The organism is Aminobacterium sp. UBA4834 (assembly GCF_002400205.1).
Taxonomy (GTDB): domain Bacteria; phylum Synergistota; class Synergistia; order Synergistales; family Aminobacteriaceae; genus Aminobacterium; species Aminobacterium mobile.
Map to the genome: position 1 here is coordinate 82,687 of NZ_DHFC01000007.1, position 25,364 is coordinate 108,050.

General features: G+C 42.5%; 27 protein-coding genes and 1 tRNA gene. 10 read left to right on the forward strand and 18 right to left on the reverse strand.

Features of this window, described 5'->3' with window-relative positions; all coding sequences use genetic code 11:
- Positions 1–28 precede the first annotated feature (28 nt).
- The gene (locus B3L97_RS03230) at positions 29–826 is read right to left on the reverse strand and encodes a Mut7-C RNAse domain-containing protein (RefSeq protein ID WP_286845936.1); all 798 of its coding nucleotides are present in this window, start codon (positions 824–826) and stop codon (positions 29–31) included.
- A gap of 53 nt (positions 827–879) precedes the next feature.
- On the opposite strand from B3L97_RS03230, the gene apgM reads away from it, so the two are divergent.
- The gene (gene apgM / locus B3L97_RS03235) at positions 880–2,181 is read left to right on the forward strand and encodes an alkaline phosphatase family protein (RefSeq protein WP_286934195.1); all 1,302 of its coding nucleotides are present in this window, start codon (positions 880–882) and stop codon (positions 2,179–2,181) included.
- A gap of 17 nt (positions 2,182–2,198) precedes the next feature.
- Positions 2,199–2,975 carry a hypothetical protein gene (locus B3L97_RS03240; protein ID WP_286845940.1) on the forward strand — a complete coding sequence of 259 codons (777 nt, stop codon included), beginning with the start codon at positions 2,199–2,201 and terminating at the stop codon, positions 2,973–2,975.
- A gap of 86 nt (positions 2,976–3,061) precedes the next feature.
- Here the strand turns inward: B3L97_RS03240 and B3L97_RS03245 are convergent.
- The 8 genes from B3L97_RS03245 to B3L97_RS03280 form a co-directional block, all read right to left on the reverse strand.
- Positions 3,062–3,148 (reverse strand) — tRNA-Leu (locus B3L97_RS03245).
- Between the two features lie 60 nt (positions 3,149–3,208).
- The gene (rplS, locus tag B3L97_RS03250) at positions 3,209–3,556 is read right to left on the reverse strand and encodes a 50S ribosomal protein L19 (RefSeq protein WP_024822655.1); all 348 of its coding nucleotides are present in this window, start codon (positions 3,554–3,556) and stop codon (positions 3,209–3,211) included.
- Between the two features lie 32 nt (positions 3,557–3,588).
- Positions 3,589–4,845: a tRNA (guanosine(37)-N1)-methyltransferase TrmD gene (gene trmD, locus B3L97_RS03255; protein ID WP_286933945.1), complete on the reverse strand. Its 1,257-nt coding sequence runs from the start codon at positions 4,843–4,845 to the stop codon at positions 3,589–3,591.
- Complete coding sequence (rimM, locus tag B3L97_RS03260) at positions 4,845–5,375, reverse strand: ribosome maturation factor RimM (protein ID WP_024822657.1); 531 nt, start codon at positions 5,373–5,375, stop codon at positions 4,845–4,847. The genes trmD and rimM overlap by 1 nt, the downstream gene beginning before the upstream one ends.
- A gap of 11 nt (positions 5,376–5,386) precedes the next feature.
- Positions 5,387–5,632 carry a KH domain-containing protein gene (locus tag B3L97_RS03265; RefSeq protein WP_024822658.1) on the reverse strand — a complete coding sequence of 82 codons (246 nt, stop codon included), beginning with the start codon at positions 5,630–5,632 and terminating at the stop codon, positions 5,387–5,389.
- A 2-nt stretch (positions 5,633–5,634) separates the two neighbouring features.
- Positions 5,635–5,910: a 30S ribosomal protein S16 gene (gene rpsP / locus B3L97_RS03270; RefSeq protein ID WP_024822659.1), complete on the reverse strand. Its 276-nt coding sequence runs from the start codon at positions 5,908–5,910 to the stop codon at positions 5,635–5,637.
- A gap of 55 nt (positions 5,911–5,965) precedes the next feature.
- Complete coding sequence (gene ffh, locus B3L97_RS03275) at positions 5,966–7,318, reverse strand: signal recognition particle protein (protein WP_024822660.1); 1,353 nt, start codon at positions 7,316–7,318, stop codon at positions 5,966–5,968.
- A 32-nt stretch (positions 7,319–7,350) separates the two neighbouring features.
- A complete protein-coding gene (locus tag B3L97_RS03280; protein WP_024822661.1) occupies positions 7,351–7,644 on the reverse strand; it encodes a sigma factor-like helix-turn-helix DNA-binding protein in 294 nt (97 codons plus the stop codon).
- Positions 7,645–7,798: 154 nt separating this feature from the next.
- Here B3L97_RS03280 and B3L97_RS03285 point away from each other — a divergent pair, with 154 nt between their 5' ends.
- Both B3L97_RS03285 and B3L97_RS03290 read left to right on the forward strand, forming a co-directional pair.
- Complete coding sequence (locus B3L97_RS03285) at positions 7,799–8,461, forward strand: lactate utilization protein (protein ID WP_024822662.1); 663 nt, start codon at positions 7,799–7,801, stop codon at positions 8,459–8,461.
- 99 nt (positions 8,462–8,560) lie between these two features.
- Entirely contained in the window at positions 8,561–9,550 is a 990-nt protein-coding gene (locus tag B3L97_RS03290) for an asparaginase (RefSeq protein ID WP_024822663.1), read from the forward strand.
- Between the two features lie 41 nt (positions 9,551–9,591).
- Here B3L97_RS03290 and B3L97_RS03295 read toward each other — a convergent pair whose 3' ends face one another.
- Positions 9,592–10,350 carry a sulfite exporter TauE/SafE family protein gene (locus tag B3L97_RS03295; protein ID WP_024822664.1) on the reverse strand — a complete coding sequence of 253 codons (759 nt, stop codon included), beginning with the start codon at positions 10,348–10,350 and terminating at the stop codon, positions 9,592–9,594.
- A 101-nt stretch (positions 10,351–10,451) separates the two neighbouring features.
- Here B3L97_RS03295 and B3L97_RS03300 point away from each other — a divergent pair, with 101 nt between their 5' ends.
- On the forward strand, positions 10,452–10,877 hold the full coding sequence (locus B3L97_RS03300; RefSeq protein ID WP_024822665.1) for a PPC domain-containing DNA-binding protein: 426 nt from the start codon (positions 10,452–10,454) through the stop codon (positions 10,875–10,877).
- 43 nt (positions 10,878–10,920) lie between these two features.
- Here B3L97_RS03300 and B3L97_RS03305 read toward each other — a convergent pair whose 3' ends face one another.
- Together B3L97_RS03305 and B3L97_RS03310 are read right to left on the reverse strand one after the other, a co-directional pair.
- The gene (locus B3L97_RS03305; RefSeq protein WP_024822666.1) at positions 10,921–11,403 is read right to left on the reverse strand and encodes a YbaK/EbsC family protein; all 483 of its coding nucleotides are present in this window, start codon (positions 11,401–11,403) and stop codon (positions 10,921–10,923) included.
- Positions 11,404–11,421: 18 nt separating this feature from the next.
- Positions 11,422–12,300: a LysR family transcriptional regulator gene (locus B3L97_RS03310; RefSeq protein ID WP_024822667.1), complete on the reverse strand. Its 879-nt coding sequence runs from the start codon at positions 12,298–12,300 to the stop codon at positions 11,422–11,424.
- Between the two features lie 193 nt (positions 12,301–12,493).
- Here B3L97_RS03310 and B3L97_RS03315 point away from each other — a divergent pair, with 193 nt between their 5' ends.
- The 3 genes from B3L97_RS03315 to B3L97_RS03325 all read left to right on the forward strand — a co-directional run bounded on the left by B3L97_RS03315 (position 12,494) and on the right by B3L97_RS03325 (position 14,789).
- A complete protein-coding gene (locus B3L97_RS03315) occupies positions 12,494–12,862 on the forward strand; it encodes a helix-turn-helix domain-containing protein (protein ID WP_024822668.1) in 369 nt (122 codons plus the stop codon).
- 10 nt (positions 12,863–12,872) lie between these two features.
- Entirely contained in the window at positions 12,873–13,823 is a 951-nt protein-coding gene (locus B3L97_RS03320) for a radical SAM protein (protein ID WP_024822669.1), read from the forward strand.
- A gap of 99 nt (positions 13,824–13,922) precedes the next feature.
- A complete protein-coding gene (locus B3L97_RS03325; protein ID WP_024822670.1) occupies positions 13,923–14,789 on the forward strand; it encodes a MurR/RpiR family transcriptional regulator in 867 nt (288 codons plus the stop codon).
- Here B3L97_RS03325 and B3L97_RS03330 read toward each other — a convergent pair.
- The 5 genes from B3L97_RS03330 to B3L97_RS03350 all read right to left on the reverse strand — a co-directional run bounded on the left by B3L97_RS03330 (position 14,786) and on the right by B3L97_RS03350 (position 19,974).
- Positions 14,786–15,484 (reverse strand): metal-dependent hydrolase, encoded by a 699-nt coding sequence (locus B3L97_RS03330; protein ID WP_024822671.1) that lies wholly within the window; start codon positions 15,482–15,484, stop codon positions 14,786–14,788. The genes B3L97_RS03325 and B3L97_RS03330 overlap by 4 nt on opposite strands.
- A gap of 115 nt (positions 15,485–15,599) precedes the next feature.
- Positions 15,600–17,414, reverse strand: coding sequence for an aspartate--tRNA ligase (aspS, locus tag B3L97_RS03335; protein ID WP_024822672.1), 1,815 nt, complete (start codon positions 17,412–17,414; stop codon positions 15,600–15,602).
- Positions 17,415–17,447: 33 nt separating this feature from the next.
- On the reverse strand, positions 17,448–18,716 hold the full coding sequence (gene hisS / locus B3L97_RS03340; RefSeq protein ID WP_024822673.1) for a histidine--tRNA ligase: 1,269 nt from the start codon (positions 18,714–18,716) through the stop codon (positions 17,448–17,450).
- 205 nt (positions 18,717–18,921) lie between these two features.
- Positions 18,922–19,182 carry a stage V sporulation protein S gene (locus B3L97_RS03345; RefSeq protein WP_024822674.1) on the reverse strand — a complete coding sequence of 87 codons (261 nt, stop codon included), beginning with the start codon at positions 19,180–19,182 and terminating at the stop codon, positions 18,922–18,924.
- Between the two features lie 177 nt (positions 19,183–19,359).
- The gene (locus B3L97_RS03350) at positions 19,360–19,974 is read right to left on the reverse strand and encodes a metallophosphoesterase (RefSeq protein ID WP_286933960.1); all 615 of its coding nucleotides are present in this window, start codon (positions 19,972–19,974) and stop codon (positions 19,360–19,362) included.
- 108 nt (positions 19,975–20,082) lie between these two features.
- Between B3L97_RS03350 and B3L97_RS03355 the strand changes: the two genes are divergently transcribed.
- Both B3L97_RS03355 and B3L97_RS03360 read left to right on the forward strand, forming a co-directional pair.
- Positions 20,083–22,278, forward strand: a complete 2,196-nt coding sequence (locus B3L97_RS03355; protein ID WP_286933967.1) for a Tex family protein — start codon at positions 20,083–20,085, stop codon at positions 22,276–22,278.
- Positions 22,251–24,887 carry an ABC transporter substrate binding protein gene (locus tag B3L97_RS03360; protein ID WP_286845959.1) on the forward strand — a complete coding sequence of 879 codons (2,637 nt, stop codon included), beginning with the start codon at positions 22,251–22,253 and terminating at the stop codon, positions 24,885–24,887. Before B3L97_RS03355 ends, B3L97_RS03360 begins: the two co-directional genes overlap by 28 nt.
- 9 nt (positions 24,888–24,896) lie before the next feature.
- On the opposite strand, the gene B3L97_RS03365 is transcribed toward B3L97_RS03360, so the two are convergent.
- Positions 24,897–25,364, reverse strand: a complete 468-nt coding sequence (locus B3L97_RS03365; RefSeq protein WP_286845960.1) for a hypothetical protein — start codon at positions 25,362–25,364, stop codon at positions 24,897–24,899.

Genomic DNA, 25,364 nt, shown 5'->3' on the forward strand with positions numbered 1-25,364 from the left:
TTCTACTAATCTTCAACAAATCTCCACTTTACATATCATTAAAAAGTGTACCAATATTGATATTATCCTGCAATCCCAACTTACCTCTTTTCTTCAGGATATTCATGACTCTATTTTTGATACGCTCTCGATGAGAACCAGGCCAGAATACTCGCCCACAAGAAGGGCACTGAGTAAATTCATGATAAAACATTCGAGTTAGAGGTTCCAACTGATCAAGTATGGCTTCTTTAGATACCATGCGCAATATTTTATTACAATATGTACATCTGGAAAAAGGCTGGAGCCACTGAAAAAGAGAATAGAAATCAATAACCTCCTGCAATTGTTGCCAAGGAGATTCGGTACGTACCAGGTGCCCAAAAACAACAGTTTTACGTTTCAGCAACAAACGATCTCTCGTTAAGACAATACGATCTTCTCGCAGCGCTAACTCCGCTATCTGACTGTCTTTCCACTCCTGTTCATAAGCAGTATCAAGCCCCATAAGCCGGAGCAAAGAAGCCAGCTTCCCCACATTGACATCCGCAACAAAACGTGGCATTTCGAGAGCGTCAGGGCGCAAGAACGACTTTTTTGTCACATCCATGGGGGGAGTTATAGGAAAAACATCTACGAAATCTCCTCCTATTATTATTCGGTCAAAGTCTGATAAAACTCCATTTACATAAATAGTTCCTACTTCTGTGTGGGGAACTCCACATGCTTCTATGCCATCTTTCACCGATGTGGATCGTCTAATGACATGCATCATTTGTGGTGGTTCTTTAAGGGTAGGATGAAGGAAGAAATCAAGATTCCCATAAAATGTTATCCGGATCTCCACCTCTTCACCCTCTTTCTCGTGTCATAAAAATATTTGTATATTATAATTATTTTATGAGATGCATATTAGTGATACTTGATGGACTTGGCGATAAAGGCATTCCTGCTTTAGGAGGTCACACGCCCCTTCAAGTTGCCCGGACTCCGAATCTCGATCAGATTGCGGCAGCAGGGGTATGTGGCTTATATCATAGTTGTCTTCAGGGGCAAGCTATGCCCAGCGAAATGGCCCATTTCGTCATGTTTGGTTATGACCTCGCTCAATTTCCAGGTCGAGGGTATATAGAAATGCGTGCTGAAGGTTTTCCAGTCCATTCCGGGGATGTAGCCCTTCTTTCTCGAACCTTCTCTGTGAAAAAGGAAAAAGAGATGTTCATTCTGAAGGTAGAAAAAATGAATATTGACAAAGAAACCCTGGCCCCCCTCCATAAAGCGATACGCTTCTACTACGAAAAGGGCGTGGAAATAGAATTTATTCCCACTAAAGGGATCGCTGGACTATCTATTGTGAGAGGCCCTGGATTATCTGCGGAGATTACCGATTCCAATCCTATTTACGAAAATCGCCCTATCATGAAAGTCCTACCTCGCCAAGACGCAAAAAACCCCGCTGCAGCCAATTATACTGCAGAAATACTTAATAAATACCTTCTCTGGTCTTACAATATTCTTTCAAATCACCCCATAAATAAGGCAAGGGAAAAGGAGCATACCCCTCCTATCAACTTCATAGGCCTTCAACGGGCGGGACAACATCAACCTCTCACTCCTTTTTCTCAAAAATGGGGACTTAAGGCTCTCTGCATTGCTTCCGGAGCAATTTATTATGGCCTTTGTTCCACACTAGGCATGGATGTTTTACACGTGCAAGATACAGAAGACCCTGGAAAAGATTTGGAAAAGCGCCTCCGTTTAGCTTATGAAGCAAAAGGTTACGATTTTATTTATGTCCACACTAAAGCTACAGATGAAGCCGCCCATGAAAGAAAACCAGATTTGAAAATAAGAGTCATAGAAGCCCTCGATCACGCTTTTAAATTTGCAAGGGACGTCTTTATCCCCGACGAAGACGTTCTTTTAGTCGTCACTTCTGACCATTCCACTGCTAGCATAGGAAACATGATTCACTCTGGAGAAACAGTTCCCATCGTGATGAAAGGGAAATATACGCGACGAGATAGTGTAGATACATTCGATGAAATAAGCTGTGCTCTTGGAGGTTTGGGGATTTTACGCCAACACGAACTTATGTATATGATCCTAAACCTTCTCGATCGCGGGAAACTGGGAGGACTTATGGACTCCCCCGTAGATCAGCCCTATTATCCAGGCCCATATATCCCATTGAAAGGGTGAGTGTCATGGACGAACGGATGAAAAAAATTCTGATGGAAAAACCAGATCTAGTCAGTAAATTCCCTTCTTGGATGATCTCTCCTGAATCTCTTGAACGCATGAACAAAAATAAAAATCTTGTAATCTTGGAAATAGCTGGGCGGGATAGTTTTGCTGCTCTATTTAAATATATGGAATCTCATGACATTGATGGAATACTTCCTACCATCGCCTATACTGGAACCGAGTTCGGCGACTGGCACTGTCTTTTTGATAATATCAAATATCTCCAAGGCCGTCTTCTTACCACTTACATTTCAATGTATCCTCCAGTGCTTATGGGGGCCCCTCGTTTATGGGCCATGCTTTGCGGAGCCACTACTGCCTTGTCGCTGTCCAGATATGGTTTTTATTCACCGTGTATAGGTTGCCATCTTTATCTTCATGCCCTTCGAATTCCGCTGGCTCTCTCTTTGGGGAAAGTTCCTGTTATAACAGGAGAAAGGGAATCACATGACGGCGTTATTAAGATCAACCAACTTCGAATAGCGCTTGAAGGGTATAGAGAACTATATAACACCTTTGCTCTTCCTTTGGAAATGCCTTTACAACATATTAGTCAGAATCGAGAGATAGAAAAGCTTTTAGGCATCCCTTGGGAAAGAGGAAAAAGACAACTGGACTGTGTTTTAAGCGGGAACTACGTAGATGAGGATGGAAACGTTTCTTACTCTGAAAAAGCTATCCATCGCTATCTAACCGAATTTGCCATACCAACAGTCCAAAAATGGCTTGAAGAAATTTTGAATGATTAAAAATAAGCGTAACTGAATCATATACGATTCTAAAAGAATAAAAAAATAGGGAATACCTTAAGGTATTCCCTATCTCTTTTCTAAAATGGTGCGGAGGGGGAGACTCGAACTCCCACAGCCTCGCGGCCACAAGGTCCTTAGCCTTGCGCGTCTACCCGTTCCGCCACCCCCGCAGAACGACGGTTATTATAATGGGCCTTGCCCATTAAGTCAATACAGAGGGAGAAAAAAGCTTAAAATTCCCTTCTCTCCTTAATACGGGCAGCCTTTCCACTTAAATCTCTCAGGTAATATAGCTTCGCCCTACGAACCTTACCAAGACGTTTGACTTCAATCTTGTCAACGGTAGGACAATGTAAGGGGAAAATTCTTTCCACCCCGACCCCATTAGAAATTTTTCTTACGGTAAAAGTCTCGTTGACCCCACCATGTTTACGGGCAATAACAACCCCTTCAAAAACCTGAATACGCTCTCGAGCTCCTTCTGTAACTTTAACGTGGACTCGTACAGTATCTCCAGGACGGAACTCTGGTGTTTCGCTTTTCATATATTTTTTTTCAACCAGTTTAATGGCATCCATAGCTAACCCTCCTTACTCACAATAAAATGTCTTTATCTCCAACCGAAGAACCTATCGAGAATAACCCCGACGGCCGTTCGGACTGAGAGGTGGTTATAATCTTCATAACCTCCAGAGAGAGGCTGTAAAACTTCTGAACATTGATCTAATACTTCATCCGGAAGACCAGAAGCTGTTCCAAAAAGGAAAAGAACCGGTTTTTGTTCTTCCAGAATAAACCTTTTCACTTCCAACCAGTGCACCGATCCAGGAAATGTTCTGGCTGTTGTTCCAATAATAGTGGGTTTTTCACGTTCTTTGCTTACGATCCACTCAATAGCCTTCTCTAAAGTAGCGACTGTTTTCATCTCTTTAAAGGCTTCTGCTCGGCTAGGATTAAAGAGAGCACCATAACCTTCCATCCAATGGTCTGCCATAGTCTTTGCCAATTCTCGCTGGCTTTTTAATGGCGTCACAACCAAAAATTTTCGAACGCCATAGGTTTTGCAAGAACGGCCTATATCAGAGAGATCTAGCCCTGTAATAGCAGCTGTAGTCACTTCCCCTGCCCTATTGAGAACTGGATGATGAACTAATGCCAGATAAACTCCCTTTTGAAGGTACGACGTAATATTGGCTCTACTTAAAAGATCCGGGCGTCGTCGCAATGTCCTTTGTACTGCCTGGAGATCCCGCCATTTGGTTATTTCTTTTTCGTTACCTGATAGAAGCACTGGTGGAACTTTTACCCCTTTCCATTCCGACGGACGAGTGTAGTGTGGAAAATCCAACATCCCTCTAAAAAAAGAGTCTTCTTCCACTGCTTTGTCCCGACCTACAACCCCTGGGACGAGACGGGCCATAGAATCTATAATGGCCATAGTAGGAATTTCTCCTCCAGTCAGAACGAAATCCCCCAGAGAAACTTCAAGATCTACATACTTTTCTACAAAACGTTCGTCTATCCCCTCATAATGGCCGCAAATAATAACAATATCTTCCCGAGAAGCGAGAGACTCTACCATTTCTTGAGTTAACATTGCCCCTTGAGGGCTCGGATATACAACCCACGAATTCTGGCTTCGCTCTTTAGCTTTATCCAAAGCTTTTACAAGAGGCCCTGGCATTAAGACCATTCCGCCGCTTCCAAAGGAATAATCGTCAATTTGCCGATAATTGCCCAATCCATACTCTCGGAGATTAACTACATCTACCTGAATTACTCCAGATTCAATAGCTCTTCCAATAATGCTTGTAGATAAGAAATCTTGAAAAAATTCTGGGAAGGCCGTAATGATAGTAACATGCATTATTCCCACAATCCTTCTATTAACTCTATTTCCATAACCTGATTGTCAATGTCCACATTTTTAATGAATTCTGAAACTGCCGGAATATAGTGTTCTTTCCCGTCCTCATCAAGGATTACATAAACATCGACAGGGCCAGTAGCAAGCACGGAATGAACTTTTCCAAGGTAACGGCTACTTCTCTTTTCATAGACCCGAATACCTATAAGATCGTCCACCCAATACTCTCCCTCCTCCAAAGCTATCCGCTCCTCTGGAGGGATCATGATCAAGTTGCCTTTCAAGGCTTCAGCACTTTCGCGATCTTTCAGTTCCTCGGTTAAAGCTACTACAATGCTTTTTCCTGCTATAACTTTCAGCTCTCGAACAGTAAGAACGGTTATTTGCGTCAAATCTTCTCCGTAGACCACAAGCTCTGCCATCAATCGGAAACGCTCGGGGAAATCAGTAAGAGGAAAAATTTTAATTCCACCAGCCACTCCATGCGCCCCAACGATTTTACCAATAGCTATCAGGTCTCGGTTACTCACGCTCATTCACCTCAATCAGCGTCAATATCCACTTCTACCCGCTCATTAGCCTTTACAGCCGCAGCCTTAGCCACTAGGCGTATAGCGTTGATCGTTGCGCCTCGTTTCCCTATCACTCGCCCCACATCTTCCGGTGCAACGCGTACATTGACCATTACAATACCTCGGTCATTCACCTCAGATGTAACTTCAACTTTTTCGGGCTCCGTGACAAGATGCTCCACTATGTACTGTACAAGTTCTTTATAGCTGGGCATCATTAATCAGCAGAAGTCTGTTCTGCTGCAAACTTCTCCCACACACCAGCCATTTTCAGTATTCCACGAGCTGTATCAGAAGGAGAAGCACCGTTCTTCAGCCAATACAGAGCTTTTTCCTCATCGATCTTAATCTCCGCAGGGTCATACATAGGATTGTATGTACCAAGAAGTTCGATGAACCTCCCATCTCTCGGAGAACGAGAGTCAGCTACTACAAGCCGATAATATGGATTTTTCTTGCGCCCAAATCGAGCTAAGCGAATACGAACTGCCATAGAGTAAGACACCTCCTGTTTTCATAAAAAATAGAATTTCTATTTATACCCTTTTCTAAAAGGGGAATCCTCCACCACCACCGAAAAGACCTTTCGGGAGATGGAATCCTTTTTTACCCTTTCCCATATATTTCCAAAGCTGTTTCATTTGATCATATTGCTTAAGAAGCTGGTTTACCATCTGGACACTCGTCCCTGAACCTTCCGCAATTCGTCGACGTCGGCTCCCCTTAATAATTTGAGGATTTCGACGTTCCTCAATTGTCATAGATTGGATAATAGCTTTCGACTGTTTAAGTCGTTTAGGGTCGAGCTCAGCATTTTTTAGGTCTTTCATTTTCCCGAAGCCGGGCAGCATATCAATAACCTTGTCGAGAGGACCGAGCTTCTCTATCTGTTCAAACTGTAAAAGCAGATCTTCCATAGTCAGCTTATCTTTTTTAAGGCTTTTAGAAATCTTTTCTACATCTTCTTGAGATGTTACTTGCTGAACTTTTTCCGCCAGCCCCATCACATCGCCCATACCCATAATGCGCTGGGCCATACGTTTAGCGTCAAAAAGCTCAAGGGCCTCTGTTCCTTCTCCTACCCCCGCAAACTTAATAGGTACTTGTGTAGTTGCGCGAATGGCAAGAGCGGCACCTCCACGAGCATCGCCATCAAGTTTACTTAAAATAACCCCAGAGAGAGAGAGTTTCTCATGGAAACTGGAAGCCACTTTCACTGCTTCCTGACCTGTCATGGCATCTACTACCAATAAAATCTCGTGAGGTTGCACGCTGCTTTTCAGTTTGAAAAGCTCATCCATAAGCTCTTCATCTACGTGAAGACGACCTGCTGTATCTAAAATAATAACGTCGTTTAAGTGACCCTCTGCATAAGACAAAGCCTCTTTTGCTACTTTGACAACGTCTTGAGTGTTATCTTTCGGTCCATAAAATCCAACTTTACTTTGTTCTGCTAAAACCTTGAGCTGCTCTATAGCCGCAGGACGGCGAAGATCACAAGCTACCACGAGAGGGCTGTGCCCTTTCTGCAACCGCCTGGCTAATTTTACAGCACTCGTAGTCTTACCACTTCCCTGCAAACCAACCATCATTAACAGCGTTGGTGGCTTGGGAGAAATCACTAAAGGGGCAACTTCAGAACCCATGAGATTAACAAGTTCCTCATAAACAATGGCTATAACTTGCTGGCCTGGCGTAATAGATTCAAGAACATCTCGGCCAACACAGCGCTGGCGAATGGATTCTACTAAAGTCTTTACTACTTTATAATCCACATCAGCTTCAAGCAACGCTCGCCGCACTTCTCTCAAAGCAGCATTTACATCTTCTTCAGAAAGTTTCCCTTTCCCTTTAAGTTTGTCAAATACTGCTTCAAGACGCTCTTTCAATGCATCAAACATTGTTCAATTCCTCCCACCAAAAAGGGCGGACATCATTTGTCCCAGCATCGTTCTTCCAGGCGCTGAATTCTCTTCTCGAGCTCCTCTATTCGACTGCAGATACCAAGAAGTCCTTCTAACTCACTCAGTCTAGATCGAGCTCGAGAAAGGAGATCGAAAGCTGCCTGACGGCTGGTTTCCAAGCGCTCCGCCATTTCGGAAACAGAGAGATCAGAAAACTCATGATATTCATAAGCCTCTCTCTGCTTTTCCGTAAGTAGTGGCGAATAAAGATCGTATAATTTGTTCAAATAAACCCGTCGTTCAAGAAGATCTTCCTCATCCATTTCATTATCCTCCTCTTAAAACAGAGCGATTATACGTCGCTCCTTTATAGGTGTCAAGATCTTTTTCTTTACATAAAGTCTAGACAAAAATCCTCTTTCTTGCAATCATAGAGTTATTATTCAGTTCTATAAGGGCTTAAAAGGAGGCGTTACTATGTCTGATACGAAAAATCCATTTATCGCTGCTCAAAACGCTAGCAACCGACAACTGGGGCTTAGCGCAGTAAAGGCTCTTTCATCAAAAGGGTTTAATGCCGTATTTGTCAACACCAAGGAAGAAGCTCTTGAAGAGGTTCTCAAGCTCATTCCAGAAAAAACGACAGTGGGAATTCCAGGCAGTGTGACTATTAGGCAAATTGGCGCTCTGGAAAAATTAATGGAACGCGGCTGTACTATCGCCCATCACTGGGATCCTTCTTTAACACCAGAACAAAAAAACGAAGTACTCAAGCGAGAATTCTTATCCGACTATTTTTTGACAAGCTCAAATGCCCTGACACTAGATGGAATGCTCGTCAATATAGACGGAACAGGGAACCGTGTTAGTGCCATGGCATGGGGAACAAATACCCTCATTTTCGTAGTAGGAATTAATAAAATAGCTAAAGATGTAGACAGTGCGTTGGTTCGCATACGAAATAACGCCACTCCTCCCAATGCAACGCGACTCCACATTGACACACCGTGTACACATGTAGGCCATTGCGTAAACTGCGATAGTCCTCAACGAGTATGCAGAGCTGTTCTCATTCTTGAGCGACCTACAACAGGTCGAAAAACTCACGTTATAGTGGTAGGGGAATCTCTTGGGTACTAAGTACCATTTCTATATCACCCCCTCCTTTGCATATGAATGCATTAATGCATTCTTTCTATTTCTCGTGTAAACTTAACGAACTTAAGGAGGGATGACTTAATGCCCAAAAGAGGAAAGATCGCATTGGTTGTAGCTGGAGGCCAGATGAGCCTAAAGGGGGAAGAAGAAACAAGCCGCCAGTCCTCTAAAAGTGGAGAAACCATGCTTTCTTGGCTTCCAAAAGATTTGCCTTTTGAAATCATATTAGTTGACTGGAGTCATCAACCTAGCAGTCACTACACAATGCGTATGACTACCGACCTCGTTCAGATTCTCAATAAATTGGTTGTAGATGGGATCGACGGCATTGTAGTTTCCAGTGGTACAGACACTCTTGAAGAGATGTCATATCTTGCAGATCTTATGTGGACATATCCTCAGCCTGTTATATTTACAGCTGCTACTCGCCCGTATGAAGAGATCGGGTCTGATGCCGTGCTCAATCTCACTCAAGCTGTAATCGCTGCTTCTTCTCAAAAATGCTGGGGACTTGGAGTACTTGTTTGTATGCAGGATCAGCTTTTTGCCGCATCAGAAATTACAGAGAGTGCAAATCATAGAAGAAATGCTTTTCTAGCACCTGATCGAGGGCCAGTAGGAGAAGTTATGGGGAAAAACATTGATATTCTTCGCCTTCATAAGAGGGGAAAGGTCTTAGCAGGCTCTTTCGCCCCCGCAAGAAACGTAGAGCTTGTTACGTCAAGTTTAGGTGGCGGAGAGCTTGTCCTCAAGCTGCTAGCAGAAACATCTGAAAAGGATCTAGACGGATTGGTAGTAGCCGGATTTGGCGACGGCTCTGTGCCTCCGTCATGGATACCCTTTCTGCGGAAAATACTAAGAGACAATATTCCAATAGTTATTACTTCCCGTTGCATAAAGGGGAGGACCCGTCCTTCTTACACTTTCGAAGGAAGCCTTGACCGTTTACTCGAGTTAGGGGCCTATGATGGCGGAAGCCTGAAACCTGTCCAAGCCAGATTGAAACTAGCAGTAGCTCTTGGTGCAGGATTAAAAGGAAACGATTTGCAAAAATATTTGCTTGACTTGTAAAAAAACAGCTGCCCTGGCTTCAGGGCAGCTGAATTATTCTCTTACCGAATCATGAACACGACATCATATATCATCTTACCGGCGGAAATAAAGACTACGACAGCTAAAATCCACCGGAGCCACTTATTCCCCTTAACGAGGCTAAATTTGGCTCCTATAAAACCACCTATCATCGTTCCCAAAGCTATCGCCACTCCAGCGCCTATCTGAACAAGTCCTCGCGAGGCAAAAAGAAGCAAACTAATGCATGTGTAACTTAAAATAACGACAACTTTAATAGCATTAGAGTGTAAAAGGTCGTATCCGGCAAGGCCTGCTAAAGCCCAGATGAAGAAGAAACCAACACCCGCCTGAATGAAGCCACCATATACCCCTATAAAGAAAAAAACAATCTGAAGGACCCAAGGGGGAACTTTACGCTGAAACTGCCTCTCCCACATTTTAGGCTTCATTACAAGCTGAACAGCCATAATAGAGATAAGTATAGATACTACAATTCTTAACACTGCTTCATTCAACTCTAACGCTAAGAATGTTCCTGCTACAGATCCTAAACATGCTGGAAGAACAAAAAAGAAGGCTTCCCTTAGGGTGAAAGTTTTCTCTTTATAAAACTTGCTGGAAGCCACAATATTTTGCATCAAAATTCCAATGCGGTTCGTAGCATTGGCAACACTCATGTCCATTCCTAAAAAAACAAGGAGCGGAAGGGTTAACATACTTCCGCCTCCTGCCGTCACATTTACGAAACCAGAAATTACTCCTGCTAGAAATAAAAGACATCCGCCCAATAAACTCATCTTTTTTATGCTCCGATTGTAATACGAGATTTATAGTTAAAAATAATTCCAACTTCATGATACAATCAAAAAGAAACTATTTCCCACCGGGAGGTGAAGAAATGAAGTATGCAGCCACTGACGAAATGATCGTTATAAGACTCACAGATGGCGAAGAACTCCATGGATCCATCAGTTATGTCTGCAAAGAACGTGATGTAGATTCGGCAGTAATTGTATCAGCAGCAGGCATGGTGGGAAGCGTTACTTTCGGCTGGTTCAACGGACGAGAGTACGAGACAGCTTCCTATAACGAAGTACTGGAACTCTCGGCCTTAGGGGGGAATATCAGTTACAAAAAAGAAGGCATTTACCCCCACATTCACGCTGTTCTTAGCCGCCCAGATCACACATGCCTTGCTGGGCACATCCTTCGGGCAATTACGTACCACAATTTGGAGATATGCCTCGTTCCCTTAAAAACTATTTATCTAAACAGAGAGTTCGATGAATGGTTTGAGGCACTCGCCCCTGAAAAAAGACTATAGCTTCAGCCAAACATGCAATATGCAATGTTAAAGGGAAGTACTGCTACTTTTTTATGTCTGCCTTTTCTCCTGCTGCAATTGCCATAAGTTCCTCTGGGGAAATAGGAAAAAAGGCGTGATCAGTTCCAGCTGCAGCCCAAACTAAATCGTACTGAAAAAGATCCTCGTCAAGAAAGGCGGGGATCTTTTCTACATATCCTATCGGCGGAACCCCTCCTATTCTATATCCAGAGTAAGTATAAACAAAGTCGGGAGAAGCCATTTTAACTTTTCGAACACAAAGCCTTTGCTTTATTTTCTTCAAATCCACTTTGTTAGGGCCAGACATGAGAGCTAAAACAGGTTCTTCATCAGCTAATAAGACCAAAGTCTTCAAAATATGCTCTGCAGGAGCTCCAACTGCCTTTGCCGCGTCTTCAACGGTAAAAATCGTCTCATGACTTATTTTTATTTCTCCCTTATAGCCATGATTATCCAAAAAAGATTTAACCCTGTCTATAGGATCAAAGTCCGCTCCAGTAGACACCTGCTACACCTCCTGATTTTATTTATTCTCTGCCTTTTTCCGTAAAAAAGAGAGCAACAGTTCCATTGCTCGAGTAGAGATGGTGCCATAGGTAATATAAAAAGAGCGCATTAATGCTGGGGAAAAAGGAATTGGGACCAAACGAGGATTTTTTTCCACAGCTATTTTCGATACAATCCCTCCCGCAGCTCCCGCTTCTATAGCGTTCAACACAGCGGAAACATGACCGAAACAAAGTCCAACCTCTTTTTCATCACCACCGCTGTATTCCTTGTAAGCATCTTCCCAGATTCGTCTTGTAGCTGACCCTTCTACACGCCCTACCAGGTCCAGTTCATCAAGATCTTTCATTGTGACAGTTTTTCTCCCAGCTAGGGGATGGGTTGGAGATACCACCAACACAAGTTCGTCATTACATAATGGGCACGATTCAAAACCAGAAGAACTGCGGCTAAATCCAGTTACCGCAATATCTGTTTCTTTAGTTACCAACTTTTCTATTGCTTCTCGAGAATCAGATATAAAAACCTCAATATCAATAGCGGGATATTTCTCATGAAATTCCACTAAAAGTGGCGGCAATACAAAGTCTCCCGGAATAGAACTTGCGCTAATCGTTACTGTACCTGCCACTTCGGAAGAAGCATCTGACATTTCTCTTTTGATGTCACCTAGAGAAGAGACTGTTTTTTTAGCAAAAGCATATAAAATCTCGCCCTCCACTGTAAGTTTGGAACACTTCTGTCCCCTAACAAAAATTTTGATGCCAAGTTCCTTTTCAAGTCTAGCGATATGCTTACTTACGGCTGGTTGGGATATTCCAAGAGAAGCTGCTGCCCCTGAAATACTTCCTTTTTCAAGAATCTCTACAAGGCTTTCAAGCTGTCTAAAATCCACGTCTCCAATCTCCTTTCTCATGTATCTAGCCGTAGCTATAAGATGCACTCTTTCTTTTTAGCTTTCCTGTAGTATCATTCAGCAGGTAAATTCAGTCAAGTAAGGGAATCGTCCAACATTTTCCACTACTTGTAATCACGGTTTTTATTATATATATTATACGACTACAATACCGATTGGAGGTTTTTACTCTATGAGTTTAGGAACGCGTATTAAAACTTTAAGAAAGGCCGCACATCTAACACAACAGGCCCTCGCCGATAAAACTGACGTGAGTCGAATTTATATTCAAGCTCTTGAGAGCAATAGAAGACTCCCATCGATGAAACTTCTAGGACGACTTGCTCAAGCTCTCGCCGTAGAGGTGACGGATCTTGTTAAAGCAAGCCCCACCGATGATTCTGGGAGAATACATCTCGAAGAAGTACTAGAAAACCACGAGAATCTGGAGATTTGGTACAAAAGCAAACAACTCGATCAGAAGGAACTTCTTTTTATACGAGGACTAATAGATACTGCTATTTCATTTTGGGCAAAAAAAGAAGTTACAGAAGAAGCGTGATTTTTAAAAAATGAAGCGGCGTGCAGTGTTTCTTCCCATGAAAAATTGCCCCCATCGCTGTGTCTATTGCGATCAGGGGGCTATAACTGGAGAGCATTCCTATCCCTCGCCAGACCATGTCCGCTCTCTTTTAGGGACAGAAGACTCTGCTGTAGAACTTTGTTATTTTGGAGGAAGTTTTACATGCCAGCCACAATATATACAAGAGCAATATTTAGAAGTAATTAAAGATGCCCCTTGTGGAAGCATCGTAAGATTTTCCACTCACCCTCTATGTATGAATAGAGACCTCCTTAACTGGTTAAAGAAATACCCTATCTCTATGATAGAGTTAGGAATATCCTCTCTTGACAACCATGTTTTGGACCACTGCAATAGAGGTTATAGAGCACAAGAAGCTCTTCTCGCCCTTTCCATGATTCAAGATACAGGCATTTCCGCTTGCGCACAAATGATGATTGGACTCCCCGACCAAAGCATACAAAGCAGTATAGAAGATTTACAAAAATTGGCTTTTCTCAAAGGGCCCAAAGATATGACCCTTCGAATTTATCCTTGTTTAGTATTGAAAAATACTCGCCTTGAAATAAAAATGAGAGAGGGTAAATATACCCCTCTCTCATTTTCCAAAGCAGTACTATGGGCTGGAACCCTCTTATTCCATGCTTTAAAATTGGGCTTTCACGTACAACGAATAGGTTTACAGGAGACAGGAAGCCTAAATGATGCCGTAATAGCTGGCCCTCATCATCCTTCCTTTGGGGAATTTGCTAAAAGTGTATCTTTAGTTTTGACGTTGCTAAAGAACTCTCCTTATGGGCCTTGGGGTCTTGGCAAAAAAAATATCTCTCTCCTTAAAGGACACCATAACTTTGGTTTGAACTTATTGGCAGAAAAGACACGATTAACTCCAGAAGACGCTTGGTCTCGTGTCTACATATGGGACAGAGCCCCATACTAACTTTTGTTCAATATTGACTAAAGCAAACCTATGAAATAAACTCTAGTACACAAGCCCAATTTCTGGCATGATGGTTAAGGTCCATGGAGGTGTTGTTTAATGTCAGATATCCAGCTTTTGGAACTATTGAGACAAAAAGTCGATGGGATGCCGAATAAAGCTCGTAGAGTTGTAGAATATATTCTCGCCAATTCTAGAGAAGCTGCATTTCTCTCCATTGGAGAAGTTGCAGGGAAACTTGATGTATCGAAAGCTCAGCTCGTGCGTGTTTCAAGGATGCTCGGGTTTGATGGTTATGCCGCATTGAAAGACGCTCTTAAAGAAACCGTACTGCAACAAGTGAACCCTTCAGCCATGCTCTCTCGTATTATGAACGGCCACAAAAATTTGCCACAAGAAATATATCGGCTAGAGCACGCTAACATCGATGACACATGGAACAGGATACGGGCTGAGGAGGTAGAAAAATTTTGTACTATGATACTCCACGCTAAAACCATTTTTAGCGTGGGATGGGGAATATCTGCTCTTGTAGCAGAATCCCTCTATACTCGCCTTCTTGAACTCAGTCTGAAAGGGGTTCTTATGAAAAGAGGATCAATGGCTCTTATAGAACAAGCTCGGGCCGTTGAAGAAGGCGATGTTCTCATTGTATGTGAACTTCCTAGCTACGTTATTGAGGTAACAGACACTGTTAAGTTCGCTTCCGAAAAAAAATCTCATATCATCACCATTACAGACAGCCCGGCTGCTCCCGTTTGTAAATTCGCCGACGTATCTTTTTTTGCCAGTGATATGAGCCCCACCTTCGGAAGCTCTATTATCGGTCCTCTTTTTCTCATTCATATACTAACGTCTATACTAGCAGTCAACATGGGAGAAGAGGGGGAAAAAGCTCTCAAAAAACAGGCTGAGGGACTTCATGACGAAAGAGTTTACTATCCGACCTACGAGTTACGATATTAACATTTCGCTCTCAATCGAAGCTCTTCTCCGGGCTTGAGCACTTTTACGTCTGTCGACACTGTAATATGAGCCGTAAAGTCTGAAGGGTCGGCCTGAATCAGGTCAAAAGTGTTGTAATGAATAGGTACTGCCATCGCAGGTTGGATAATATCCACTGCTTTCGCAGCATCTAATGGGTCCATTACAAAATTACCCCCTATAGGAAGTAAAGCTATGTCTATTTTTTCGTCTTTCAACAGATGCATCTCCATAGATAAGCCGGTGTCTCCTGCATGGTATATTTTATTCCCCTCTATTTCTATAAGGAAACCACAGGGATTTCCTCCGGGAATCATAGCGCCGGAAGGAAGAGTTATATCAGAGCCATGAAGAGCTGGAACTAACTTTACCCTGCCAAAAGGAAAAGTAAATCTTCCGCCTATATGCATTGAATGACAGGATATTCCTCGGTTCCCCAGATAATTTGAAATTTCAAAATTCGTAATTACAGTTGATTTGAAACGATGACAAATCTCTTCCGTATCACCTAAATGATCTCCATGGCCATGAGTGACAAAGACATAATGGATTTGGGGCAAGTCATCTAGAGTCAACGCTGCCTGCGGGTTCCCCGATATGAAGGGGTCAATAATTAAATTGTATTCTTCACCCAGAATCAAAAAAGCAGCATGGCCTAAAAAACGAAGTCGTACCATTTTTACATCATCTCCTTTCGCTCTGCATGGATGCAGCTAAATCTTTCCGCGTGCCTCTCCAACAGAGCTGTATAAACAAAAGGCCGGAGCATTCGTACTCCGGCCTTTTTTAACCCTATTCCTGGTCTTCGCTATCAGCCAGGCTCTCTATTTTCAGTTCATCAAGCTGCTCAGGGCTTACATCTGACGGAGCGCCCGACATAAGACATTGAGCCTTTTGTGTTTTCGGGAAAGCCATAACTTCTCGTATAGAAGAGGCTCCGCAAAGAAGCATTACAAGACGGTCTAAACCAAAAGCAAGTCCTCCATGAGGAGGTGTTCCAAAGCTCAAAGCATCAAGAAGGAACCCAAAACGCTTACGAGCCTCTTCCGGAGTGAAAGCCAAGCATCCAAAAACCTTCTCCTGAACTTGAGGGTCATGAATTCGTATAGATCCACCGCCTACTTCATTTCCGTTAAGGACGCAGTCATACGCACGGGATCGCACATTTGCAGGGTCTGTATCCATCAAGGGTATATCTTCCATCACTGGAGACGTAAAGGGATGATGTACAGCTACCCAACGATGCTCTTCCTCGTCTTTTTCAAAGAGAGGGAAGTGTATAACCCAAAGGAATTCCCACGCATCTTTTTGTACAAGATCACGTTCTTTGGCCAAATCCAAGCGAAGTTGGCCTAATACTGTAGAAGTGACCACTCTATCGCAATCTGCCAAAACAAAAAGAGCATCTCCCTCTTTTAAGTCACCTTTCTCCACAAGAGCCTGCTGCAGTTCCGCGGAAAGGAATTTCACAAGAGGCCCCTTTAATTGTCCCTCCTTAAGCTGGAAACAAGCAAGCCCGGCTGCTCCTAATTTCTTTGCTCTCTCTTCTATCTCAGAAACACTCTTTCTTGAAAGAGCCGCTCCGCCAGGCAACGGCAATCCCTTAACATATCCGCCCTTAGTTAAAATATTTTTAAAGGGTGCAAAATCACTTTGTTCAAAAACACTGCCAAGATCGTGGATTTCGAAAGGAATTCGTAAATCCGGCTTATCGCTGCCAAATCGATCCATAGCTTCCCAATAATCTATCCTTCGGAAAGGGGTAGGGATATGGATACCTAACATCTCTTGAAACAACCCTGCCATATATTCTTCTATAAGGGCATAAACATCTTCTTCCGTGATGAAACTCATTTCCATATCGATCTGAGTAAATTCAGGTTGCCTATCTGCCCGTAAATCCTCATCTCGGAAACATTTAACTATCTGATAATATCTATCGAAACCACTTACCATCAGAATCTGTTTGAATATTTGAGGGGACTGAGGCAAAGCATAAAAGGTCCCCGGGTTAACACGGCTGGGCACAAGGTAATCTCTTGCCCCTTCAGGAGTCGATTTAGTCAGCATTGGTGTTTCTATATCTACAAATCGATGACTCCAAAGAAATGTTCGAGTATATTGGATAATTTTATCCCTCATTCTAAGGTTACGTTGCATCTTATCTCGTCTTAAATCGAGATAACGATAATGTAAACGAAGATTTTCATCTACCTTGTCTGTAGCCTCAGAAACTTCAAAAGGCAAAGGAGCAGCAGGAGATAGAAGAAGGAAGTCTTCCACTGCTATTTCTATTTGACCGGTCTTCATTGAGAGATTTTCTGTTCCCTCTGGCCTCTTTTGAACCCTTCCTCGAACGCCAACAACAAATTCACTACGCAGAGCCTTCGCTCGCTCGTGCACTTGAGGGACTAGCTCTGGATTAAAAACAACCTGTACAACTCCTGTATAATCCCAAAGCTCTATAAAAATCAGGCCGCCTAAATCTCTGCGGCGCCGAACCCATCCATTTAAAATTACTGGTTTTTCTACCTCTTCAAGGCCAAGGGTACCACAGAAATGAGTCCGTTTCCAAAAACCATCAAAGTGATCCGACCTGCTACTCATTCTATTACCTCCAACGCATGCAAAATTGCTTTTTTATCGTTTTATTTTTTCCTGTATGTATGCAAGAACTGCACTTTGATCGACCTCTACTTGCTCGCCTGATTTGAGGTCCTTTACATTCACTACACCTTTCTCTAATTCATTTCCACCAAGAATGCAGGCAAAAGAGGCCTCTGATGACGCTGCCGATTTGAACTGTGCTTTCATTCCTCGTTCAAGATAATCCATATCGGCAGAGAACCCTGCGTGACGCAACTCAGAAACAAGCTTCTGAAGTTCAAAACGAGACTCCATATCAAGGCCGATGGCATATACATCCAAAGACGGACTCGAACCGAAAGAACACCCCTGCTCTTCCATCACGAGAATAATACGATCAAGCCCTGCGGCAAAACCTACCCCAGGAGTAGCTGCGCCACCTATGGTTTCGGCCAAATTATCATATCGACCTCCACCACACACAGCATTCTGCGCGCCAAGAGCCCCAGAAAGAATTTCATAAGCCGTCTTTGTATAGTAATCTAATCCTCTTACTAAACGCTTATCTATATGGTAGTGAGCACCAATTCTATCAAGCCCTTGCAAGACTGCGTCAAAATGCTCACGACACTCATCACATAAGCTCGAATAGATATCTGGCGCACCTTCTGTTATCTCCTTACACCCGGCCTCCTTACAGTCTAAAATACGGAGAGGATTGCGCTCAAACCTATTTTGACAGGTTTTACAGAGCTTATCCATTCGGGGAGCAAAGTACTCTTTTAGCCGCTCTCTATAAACAGGACGACATTCAGGACACCCCACAGAGTTTATTACTACTTCCAAGTTCTGCAACTCTAGGCGATGGAAAAGCTCAAGAGAAAGACCGATGACCTCAACATCAACCATAGGATTGGAGGCGCCAAGGCTCTCAAAGTCCAGTTGCCAAAACTGACGGTATCGTCCTTTCTGTGGTCTCTCATATCGAAACATCGGGCCAGCACACCATAGTTTTACCGGCTGAATAGTGCCGTTCATATTATGTTCCAAATAACAACGGACCATAGAAGCCGTAGCTTCTGGACGAAGCGTTAAACTTCTGCCTCCGCGGTCTTCAAAAGTGTACATTTCTTTCTCTACCACGTCCGTCGCTTCTCCAATACCACGGGCAAAAAGGTCTGTTTGTTCAAAAATTGGCAGATGAACCTCAGAGTAGCTAAAATTCCTGGCCACCTCAGATGCTGTTTTCAAGACATATGCCCATTTCCACGATTCTTCAGGGAGTATATCCCTCACACCTCTCGGTGCCTTTATATCTGTCATAAAGCCTACCTCCTATTTATGAGGAATAGTGTATATATCAAATATCAATTGTAAGCGTTATGTAGTTTTATACATTATGCAGGTAAGTATAAACACTCACTGCAAATTTCTCCAGTGGGAAAATAAGGGGGGCAAAAAAGAAAAGCGCAACGGCCTTATTCTGCCGTTACGCCTGTCTGTTTCCTACGGCACATAAAACAAAAAACTATCGAGATTCAAGCTGGAATTTGATAGCTGTCCTTTCTTCGTCATCAATCTCAATTTTCGCAAAAGCAGGAATACAGATTAAATCAATCCCATTAGGAGCTACATACCCCCTTGCAATGGCAATCGATTTCACCGACTGGTTCACTGCGCCAGCTCCAACAGCTTGGACCTCTACCGCCCCCTTCTCGCGAAGAACAGCTGCTATGGCTCCTGCTACGGACTTGGGCTGCGATTTTGCAGAGACTTTGAGAACTTCCATAAAATTCGACCTCCCTTGATAAGCGCCGCAAGAATATAGTAAAGTGCTTGTTCTTTTGCTTAAAATACAAAAGTTTCACTATTTGAAACAAGTATAGTAGCATTGTAAGTCTTTTGGCAAGTGTTTAGCAACAAGAAAGATGAAATTTAATCAATAGTTTCATTAACTATTATTTTTTTATAATCCTCTTTTTCTCCGCAGAAGGCGATTTTGATCCACAAATCTAGGATATGGCAAATGATAAACTTTCCCCTCATCAGGATCTATGAGATGAATAGAAAGTAAACCATTAAGATATATTTCCCTGCCAACACATTCTGGCATGTATTGGTCGTGCCCGAAAAGATTTAATGCACCACTGCTCCGAGGTAACCCCTTATAATCATGGCTGAGATTGAAGTGTAATCCTTTAAGAGTCACCTTACCACTCCATTTTACCGTCTCACTACGTTTAAAAACCTTTTTTACATTCTCTCCATTATCATGATTCCCTAACACTATAATAACATCCCGTTCTCCATCCTCTTCCAGAATAGGGGCTAGAGAGTATAATTTCTGGCAATACTGTGGTAAGGAGAAAGGATATAAGCCAAGTTTTATTTCATCCGCCAAATCTCCTGTATGAATCACAGCACGAGGGTTAAAGAATTTAATAATCCTCTTAAGAACAGGATAGAACGATGATGGGGTATCGGAAACATGCAAAAAAGCTCTATTCTTCAGATGCGTTAAATCATCAGGAATATAGAGCATATCAAACAGCTGAAAAACAATTTTTTTCCATGTTCCCATACACATCACCTCTAGACTATTTGAAATTTTACCACTTTTATACCAAATTGTAACTAGGAAAACATGGTACCATACAAAGAGTTAGCAGAGTATAGGAGGAACAAGAAGATGTCGGCATCAACTTCAAATACGGCGTTTCCCATAGCAAAAGAACTGGATATTTCTGTATCTCAAGTAGAAGCTGTCAGCTTTCTTTTAGACGAAGGTTGTACTATTCCTTTCATCGCCCGATATAGGAAAGAAGCGACAGGCAGCCTTGACGAAGTCATGATAGTTCGCATTCGAGATAAAAAGAACGAGCTTATGGAAATGGAGAAACGTCGAACGTCTATCCTAAAATCTCTTTCTGAACGAGAGCTGCTGACGGAAGAACTTAAAACAGCTATCTTGGGGGCTCCCAATCTTATAGTTCTCGAAGACATCTACCTTCAATATCGTCCTAAGAGAAGGACACGTGCCAGCATCGCCACAGAGAAAGGCTTGGCTCCTCTCGCTGAAAAAATCCTGAAACAAGAGGGAGGGGTTCCCTTTTCTTATAGCCAGGATTACGTTGATCCAGAGAAGGGCATCAACTCCGTTGACGAAGCCCTACAAGGGGCTATGGACATTCTGGCCGAAAAAATAAGTGAAGATAGGGCGACACGTTCGTGCATCCGCCGCATTTTTGTAAGAGAAGGTATAGTTGTATCATCTGTAGCAAAAGGGATGGAAGAAAAGGGGATAAAATACCAAAACTATTTCGAATGGAAGGAAAAAGCGCTTGCCGCTCCATCCCATCGTATTTTAGCCTTATTCAGAGGGGAAAAAGAAAGGTACTTAACTCTACGAATACGCCCAGAAGATGACCGTTGCTTACGGGAGATAAAAAAACACTTCGTACGCTCTCAAAATGAGGAAAGTAAAATTGTTGAAAAAGCAGTAGAGGATGGGTATAAACGGCTTCTTGCCCCCTCTATGGAAACAGAACTGAGAAATGCCCTTAAAAAAAAGGCTGATGAACAGGCTATTACCGTTTTCGCTCAGAATATCAGAGAAGTACTCATGGCCCCTCCTCTCGGACATAAGAATATTCTCGCTATCGATCCCGGATTTCGGACTGGATGCAAAGTTGTGTGCCTTGACCGTCAAGGAAAGCTTGTTCACACAGAGACAATATTTCCTCACCCCCCACAGAAACGGGAAGAAGAATCTGCTCAAAAGGTCCTAGATATGATGAAACGTTTCTCTATTGAGGCCATTGCAATCGGGAATGGAACCGCAGGAAGAGAAACAGAGAGTTTCATACAAAACATATCTTTTCCGAAGAAACCAATTATTGCAATGGTCAACGAAAGTGGAGCCTCTGTATATTCAGCCTCTGAAATTGCAAGACTGGAGTTTCCCGACTATGATGTAACAGTACGAGGAGCTATCTCTATAGGACGACGCTTAATGGATCCGTTATCTGAACTTATCAAAATAGATCCTCGCTCTTTAGGCGTCGGGCAATATCAGCATGACGTAGACTCCAAAGCATTGAAGCAGGCTCTTGACGATGTGGTAGCCAGCTGTGTTAATGCTGTTGGAGTGGACGTTAACACTGCAAGTAAAGAACTTCTTACTTTTGTTTCTGGAGTAGGCTCTCAACTCGCAGAAAATATTGTACGATATCGAGAAGAAAACGGCTTATACCAAACAAGAGAAGATCTGAAAAAAGTCCCTCGTTTAGGCCCTAAGGCTTTTGAACAAAGTGCGGGCTTTCTTCGTATCCCTGAAGGGAACAACCCTCTTGACGCGAGTGCCGTTCATCCAGAAAATTATGGACTCGTAGAAAAAATAGCTCAAGATTTGGAGACTACTATCCATGCGCTCATAACAGACAACAAACTTCGCAAAAATATATGCTTAGATCGGTACGTTACAGGGAAAATTGGGCTCCCAACTTTACAAGATATAATGGCTGAACTTGAAAAGCCCGGGCGTGACCCACGCCAAAAGTTTGACAGCTTTGTTTTTGCTGAAGATATAACGGATATATCGCATCTACGAAAAGGGATGATTTTACCGGGGATTATTACAAATGTCACGGCTTTTGGAGCATTTGTGGATATTGGCATCCATCAAGATGGGCTTATCCATATAAGTGCCCTTTCCAATCATTTTATAAAATTTCCCCAGCAAGTTGTTTCTCCAGGCCAACGGGTTGAAGTTATGGTGATAGCACTTGATATAGAGAGGAAAAGAATCTCTCTATCCATGAAAAAAAGTGACTTGATAAGGCAGGTGGAGCCCCATCCATGGAACGAGCAAGGGAAAAAGCCTTAAAAAGAGCAGGGATATGTTTCTTTTGTATTTGTTCTCTTGTGTTGTGCCCTTTCGGCGTCTTTTCTAGAGAAAATGAGGGTGGAGTTCCTATTTTAATTCTCGACTCTTACCATAAGGGATACCCTTGGACCGACAGTGTTATCAAGGGTATCCTAACCTCGCTTCATAATGCCTCAATTAAAACAACACCCTACATAGAGTACATGGATTCCCGACGGCTATCTTCTCAAAAGCTCTATCCTTCTTTAAGCAAACTTTACCCCATAAAATATTCTCAAACTCCTCTCGCAGCTATTGTGTGTTCTGGTGATGAAGCTTTCAATTTTCTTTCTCTTTATGGACCAAAGATTTTCCCCGGCATACCCATAGTCTTTACAGGGATTCGAAATATAAAATCACCTATCCAGCAACCCCTTTTGAGGAATTACACCGGTACAGCTCAACATACACCTTTTTTAGCAATGGTGGATGTTATTATGCGGTTACATCCTACCGTCAAAAAAATTATTGTCATTGGGGATACAACAACGGCGGGAGAAAAAGATGTTCAACAGCTCAAAGAAATTTTAACGAGGCAAAAAGATTATATCGAGTCTTTATTTCTTATCTCCCCTACCTTTGAATTATTAAAAAATGCTCTTTCAGAAGAAAGCAAAAGTACAGTTATTATCATTACGTCTTATTTTCTAAACATCCAGGGAGAAAACTGTGCGCTACAGGAAGGAATAAATATTATCCGTTCTATGGGGGATTTTCCTATTTACTCTCATTTAGACGGAGTCCCTTTGCTTAATGGAGTTCTCGGAGGCCCTATCAATCATGGAGAAGAGTTCGGCCATACAGCTGCAAAGATGGTGCTACAAATTCTTTCTGGACGGGCCGTTAAGGATATTCCCATTCGAGAATCTCAACGAATACATTGGCTTTTTAACTATCGCGAGATAAAAAAGTTCGGCATCTCCACATCGCAACTCCCCAGCAACAGTACTATAGTGAATGATCCTTTAGAGGAAATTAAGGAACATTACCATTTCATCGTAGCTAACCTTCTTGTTATAGCTACATTAGGTACTTTGAGCATTCTCCTTTTCAGTAAAATTATGCACCGCCACCATGTTAATGCCGCTCTTGTGGAGAACAAAGAATCTCTTAGCGGACTTATAGAAGGGGCACCTGAAGGAATCGTTCTTTTAAATGGGGAAGGATATATATCAAGAGTCAATAAGGAATTTTGCAAAATGTTTAATTATAAGGAGGGCTCTATTCAAGGGGAAAATCTCGCTCAATATATCTCAACATCTGAAGAACGAGTACAGAAAACATCTGAGCTCGTAAAATTATCCCTAAATAAACGTTTCAAAAACATAGAGCGGTTCCAGAATAAAAAGGACGGAACTCCTCTGCCTGTTTCTATGAGTGGATTTCCTGTGGAGAGATTGAGTGGGGAAAAAGAAGCTTTTTTACTTTTTCAAGATCTAACCCGTAAAAAAGCGCAGGAAAGGGCTTTGGCCTTACAATTTCACCTGGAATCTCTCCTCTCCACCGTTTCTTCCCAACTTGTTCTTTCCAGGGATTTTGAAAATGCTATACAAAATGCCCTTCAGGAAATAGGGAAACGTTTAGGTTTGTTAGGATGTGGATTATATCAAAGTAAAATAGAGGCTCCAAACGTATTTCACATTGGGAAAAAGTGGTTCTCTCCTATTTATGAGGGAACGCCCTCGGATTTTTTTACATTTTCTTTTAAAGAAGAACACATTAAATATATAAAAAAAGAGATCCCTGTCACTTTTCCAATAGAGAATAGTTTTCTCTCCGGCCTAAATGCTACTGCCCTCCCTTTCAAAACAAGAGAGAACAGAAATGGGGTTCTTATGCTTCTCTATCAAGAAACAACTCACACGTGGGCTTCTATTAACACTTCTGTTCTCGAAGTGCTTGCAAGCACCATCGGAGAAACATATAAAAAGAAAGAAACACAAGATGAATTGCTCCATACTATCTCCAGATTGAGAGAGACATTTCAATCTACTATTGCTACTATCGGCCATATTATAGAAATGAAAGACCATACCACTTCCGGCCATCAAGGACGAGTCGCTCAACTGAGTCTTGCTATAGCAAAGAGAATGGGATGTTCTTCCATTATCCAAGAAGCAGTCTATAATACGTCCCTCGTTCACGATTTGGGGAAATTGTATATCCCGAGCGAAATTCTTACAAAACCAGAAAAGCTCTCCTCGCTAGAATATCAAATCGTTCAACAGCACCCTCGATTTGGTTTTGATGTGCTGAAACAAGTTCATTTCCCATGGCCTGTAGCTGAAATAGTCCTTCAACATCACGAAAGGCTGGATGGATCTGGTTACCCTGAGGGACTAAAAAACAGCCAAATACTGTTAGAGGCAAAGATTATTGCAGTGGCGGATGTGGTGGAAGCTATGACATCCCCTCGTCCTCACAGAGGTCCCTACGCTATAGAAAAGGCTTTAGACGAAATCGACAGAGGAGCTGGACATCTTTATGACCCCTCTGTCGTATCATGCTGCGTAAACTTATTTAGAGAAGAGCACTTTGAATTTTCCAACTCTAGATCTTCTCCCTTGTAATAAAAACGCTTAAAGCTTTGTATATGCTTCTAATGCTTTGGAGGGTATAGAGCCTTTTGTCGAATCCATCCACTGCAACTCTTCAAAGCTAACGTCTGCTCCAAAAAGATGGTTCCCTCCTGTATCGTAATGACGAGCTGCTTTAATAGCATATTTTTTCTCTGCAGAATTAAAAACATAATCATATTCACTAAAATACAAGGTTTGAGCTTTAGCTTCCTCCAAACCAGCTTCTGCTACTAACGCCTCCACCATCTGTTTCTTTCCAGCCGCCGCTGCATAATAAACTCTTACTGTAGTGAGAGGCATTGAATCAAGCTCATCAACCTTTACCATATACCACCTCAGCTTGTTCTCATCTGCACCTAAATCTACTCGAACATCCCGAGGCTCCGCAAATATAGGTTGACTCGCCACAATTAATATAGCCAAACAAAAGACAAACATACCCCAAAAAAACTTTTCTTTTCGCGTCAC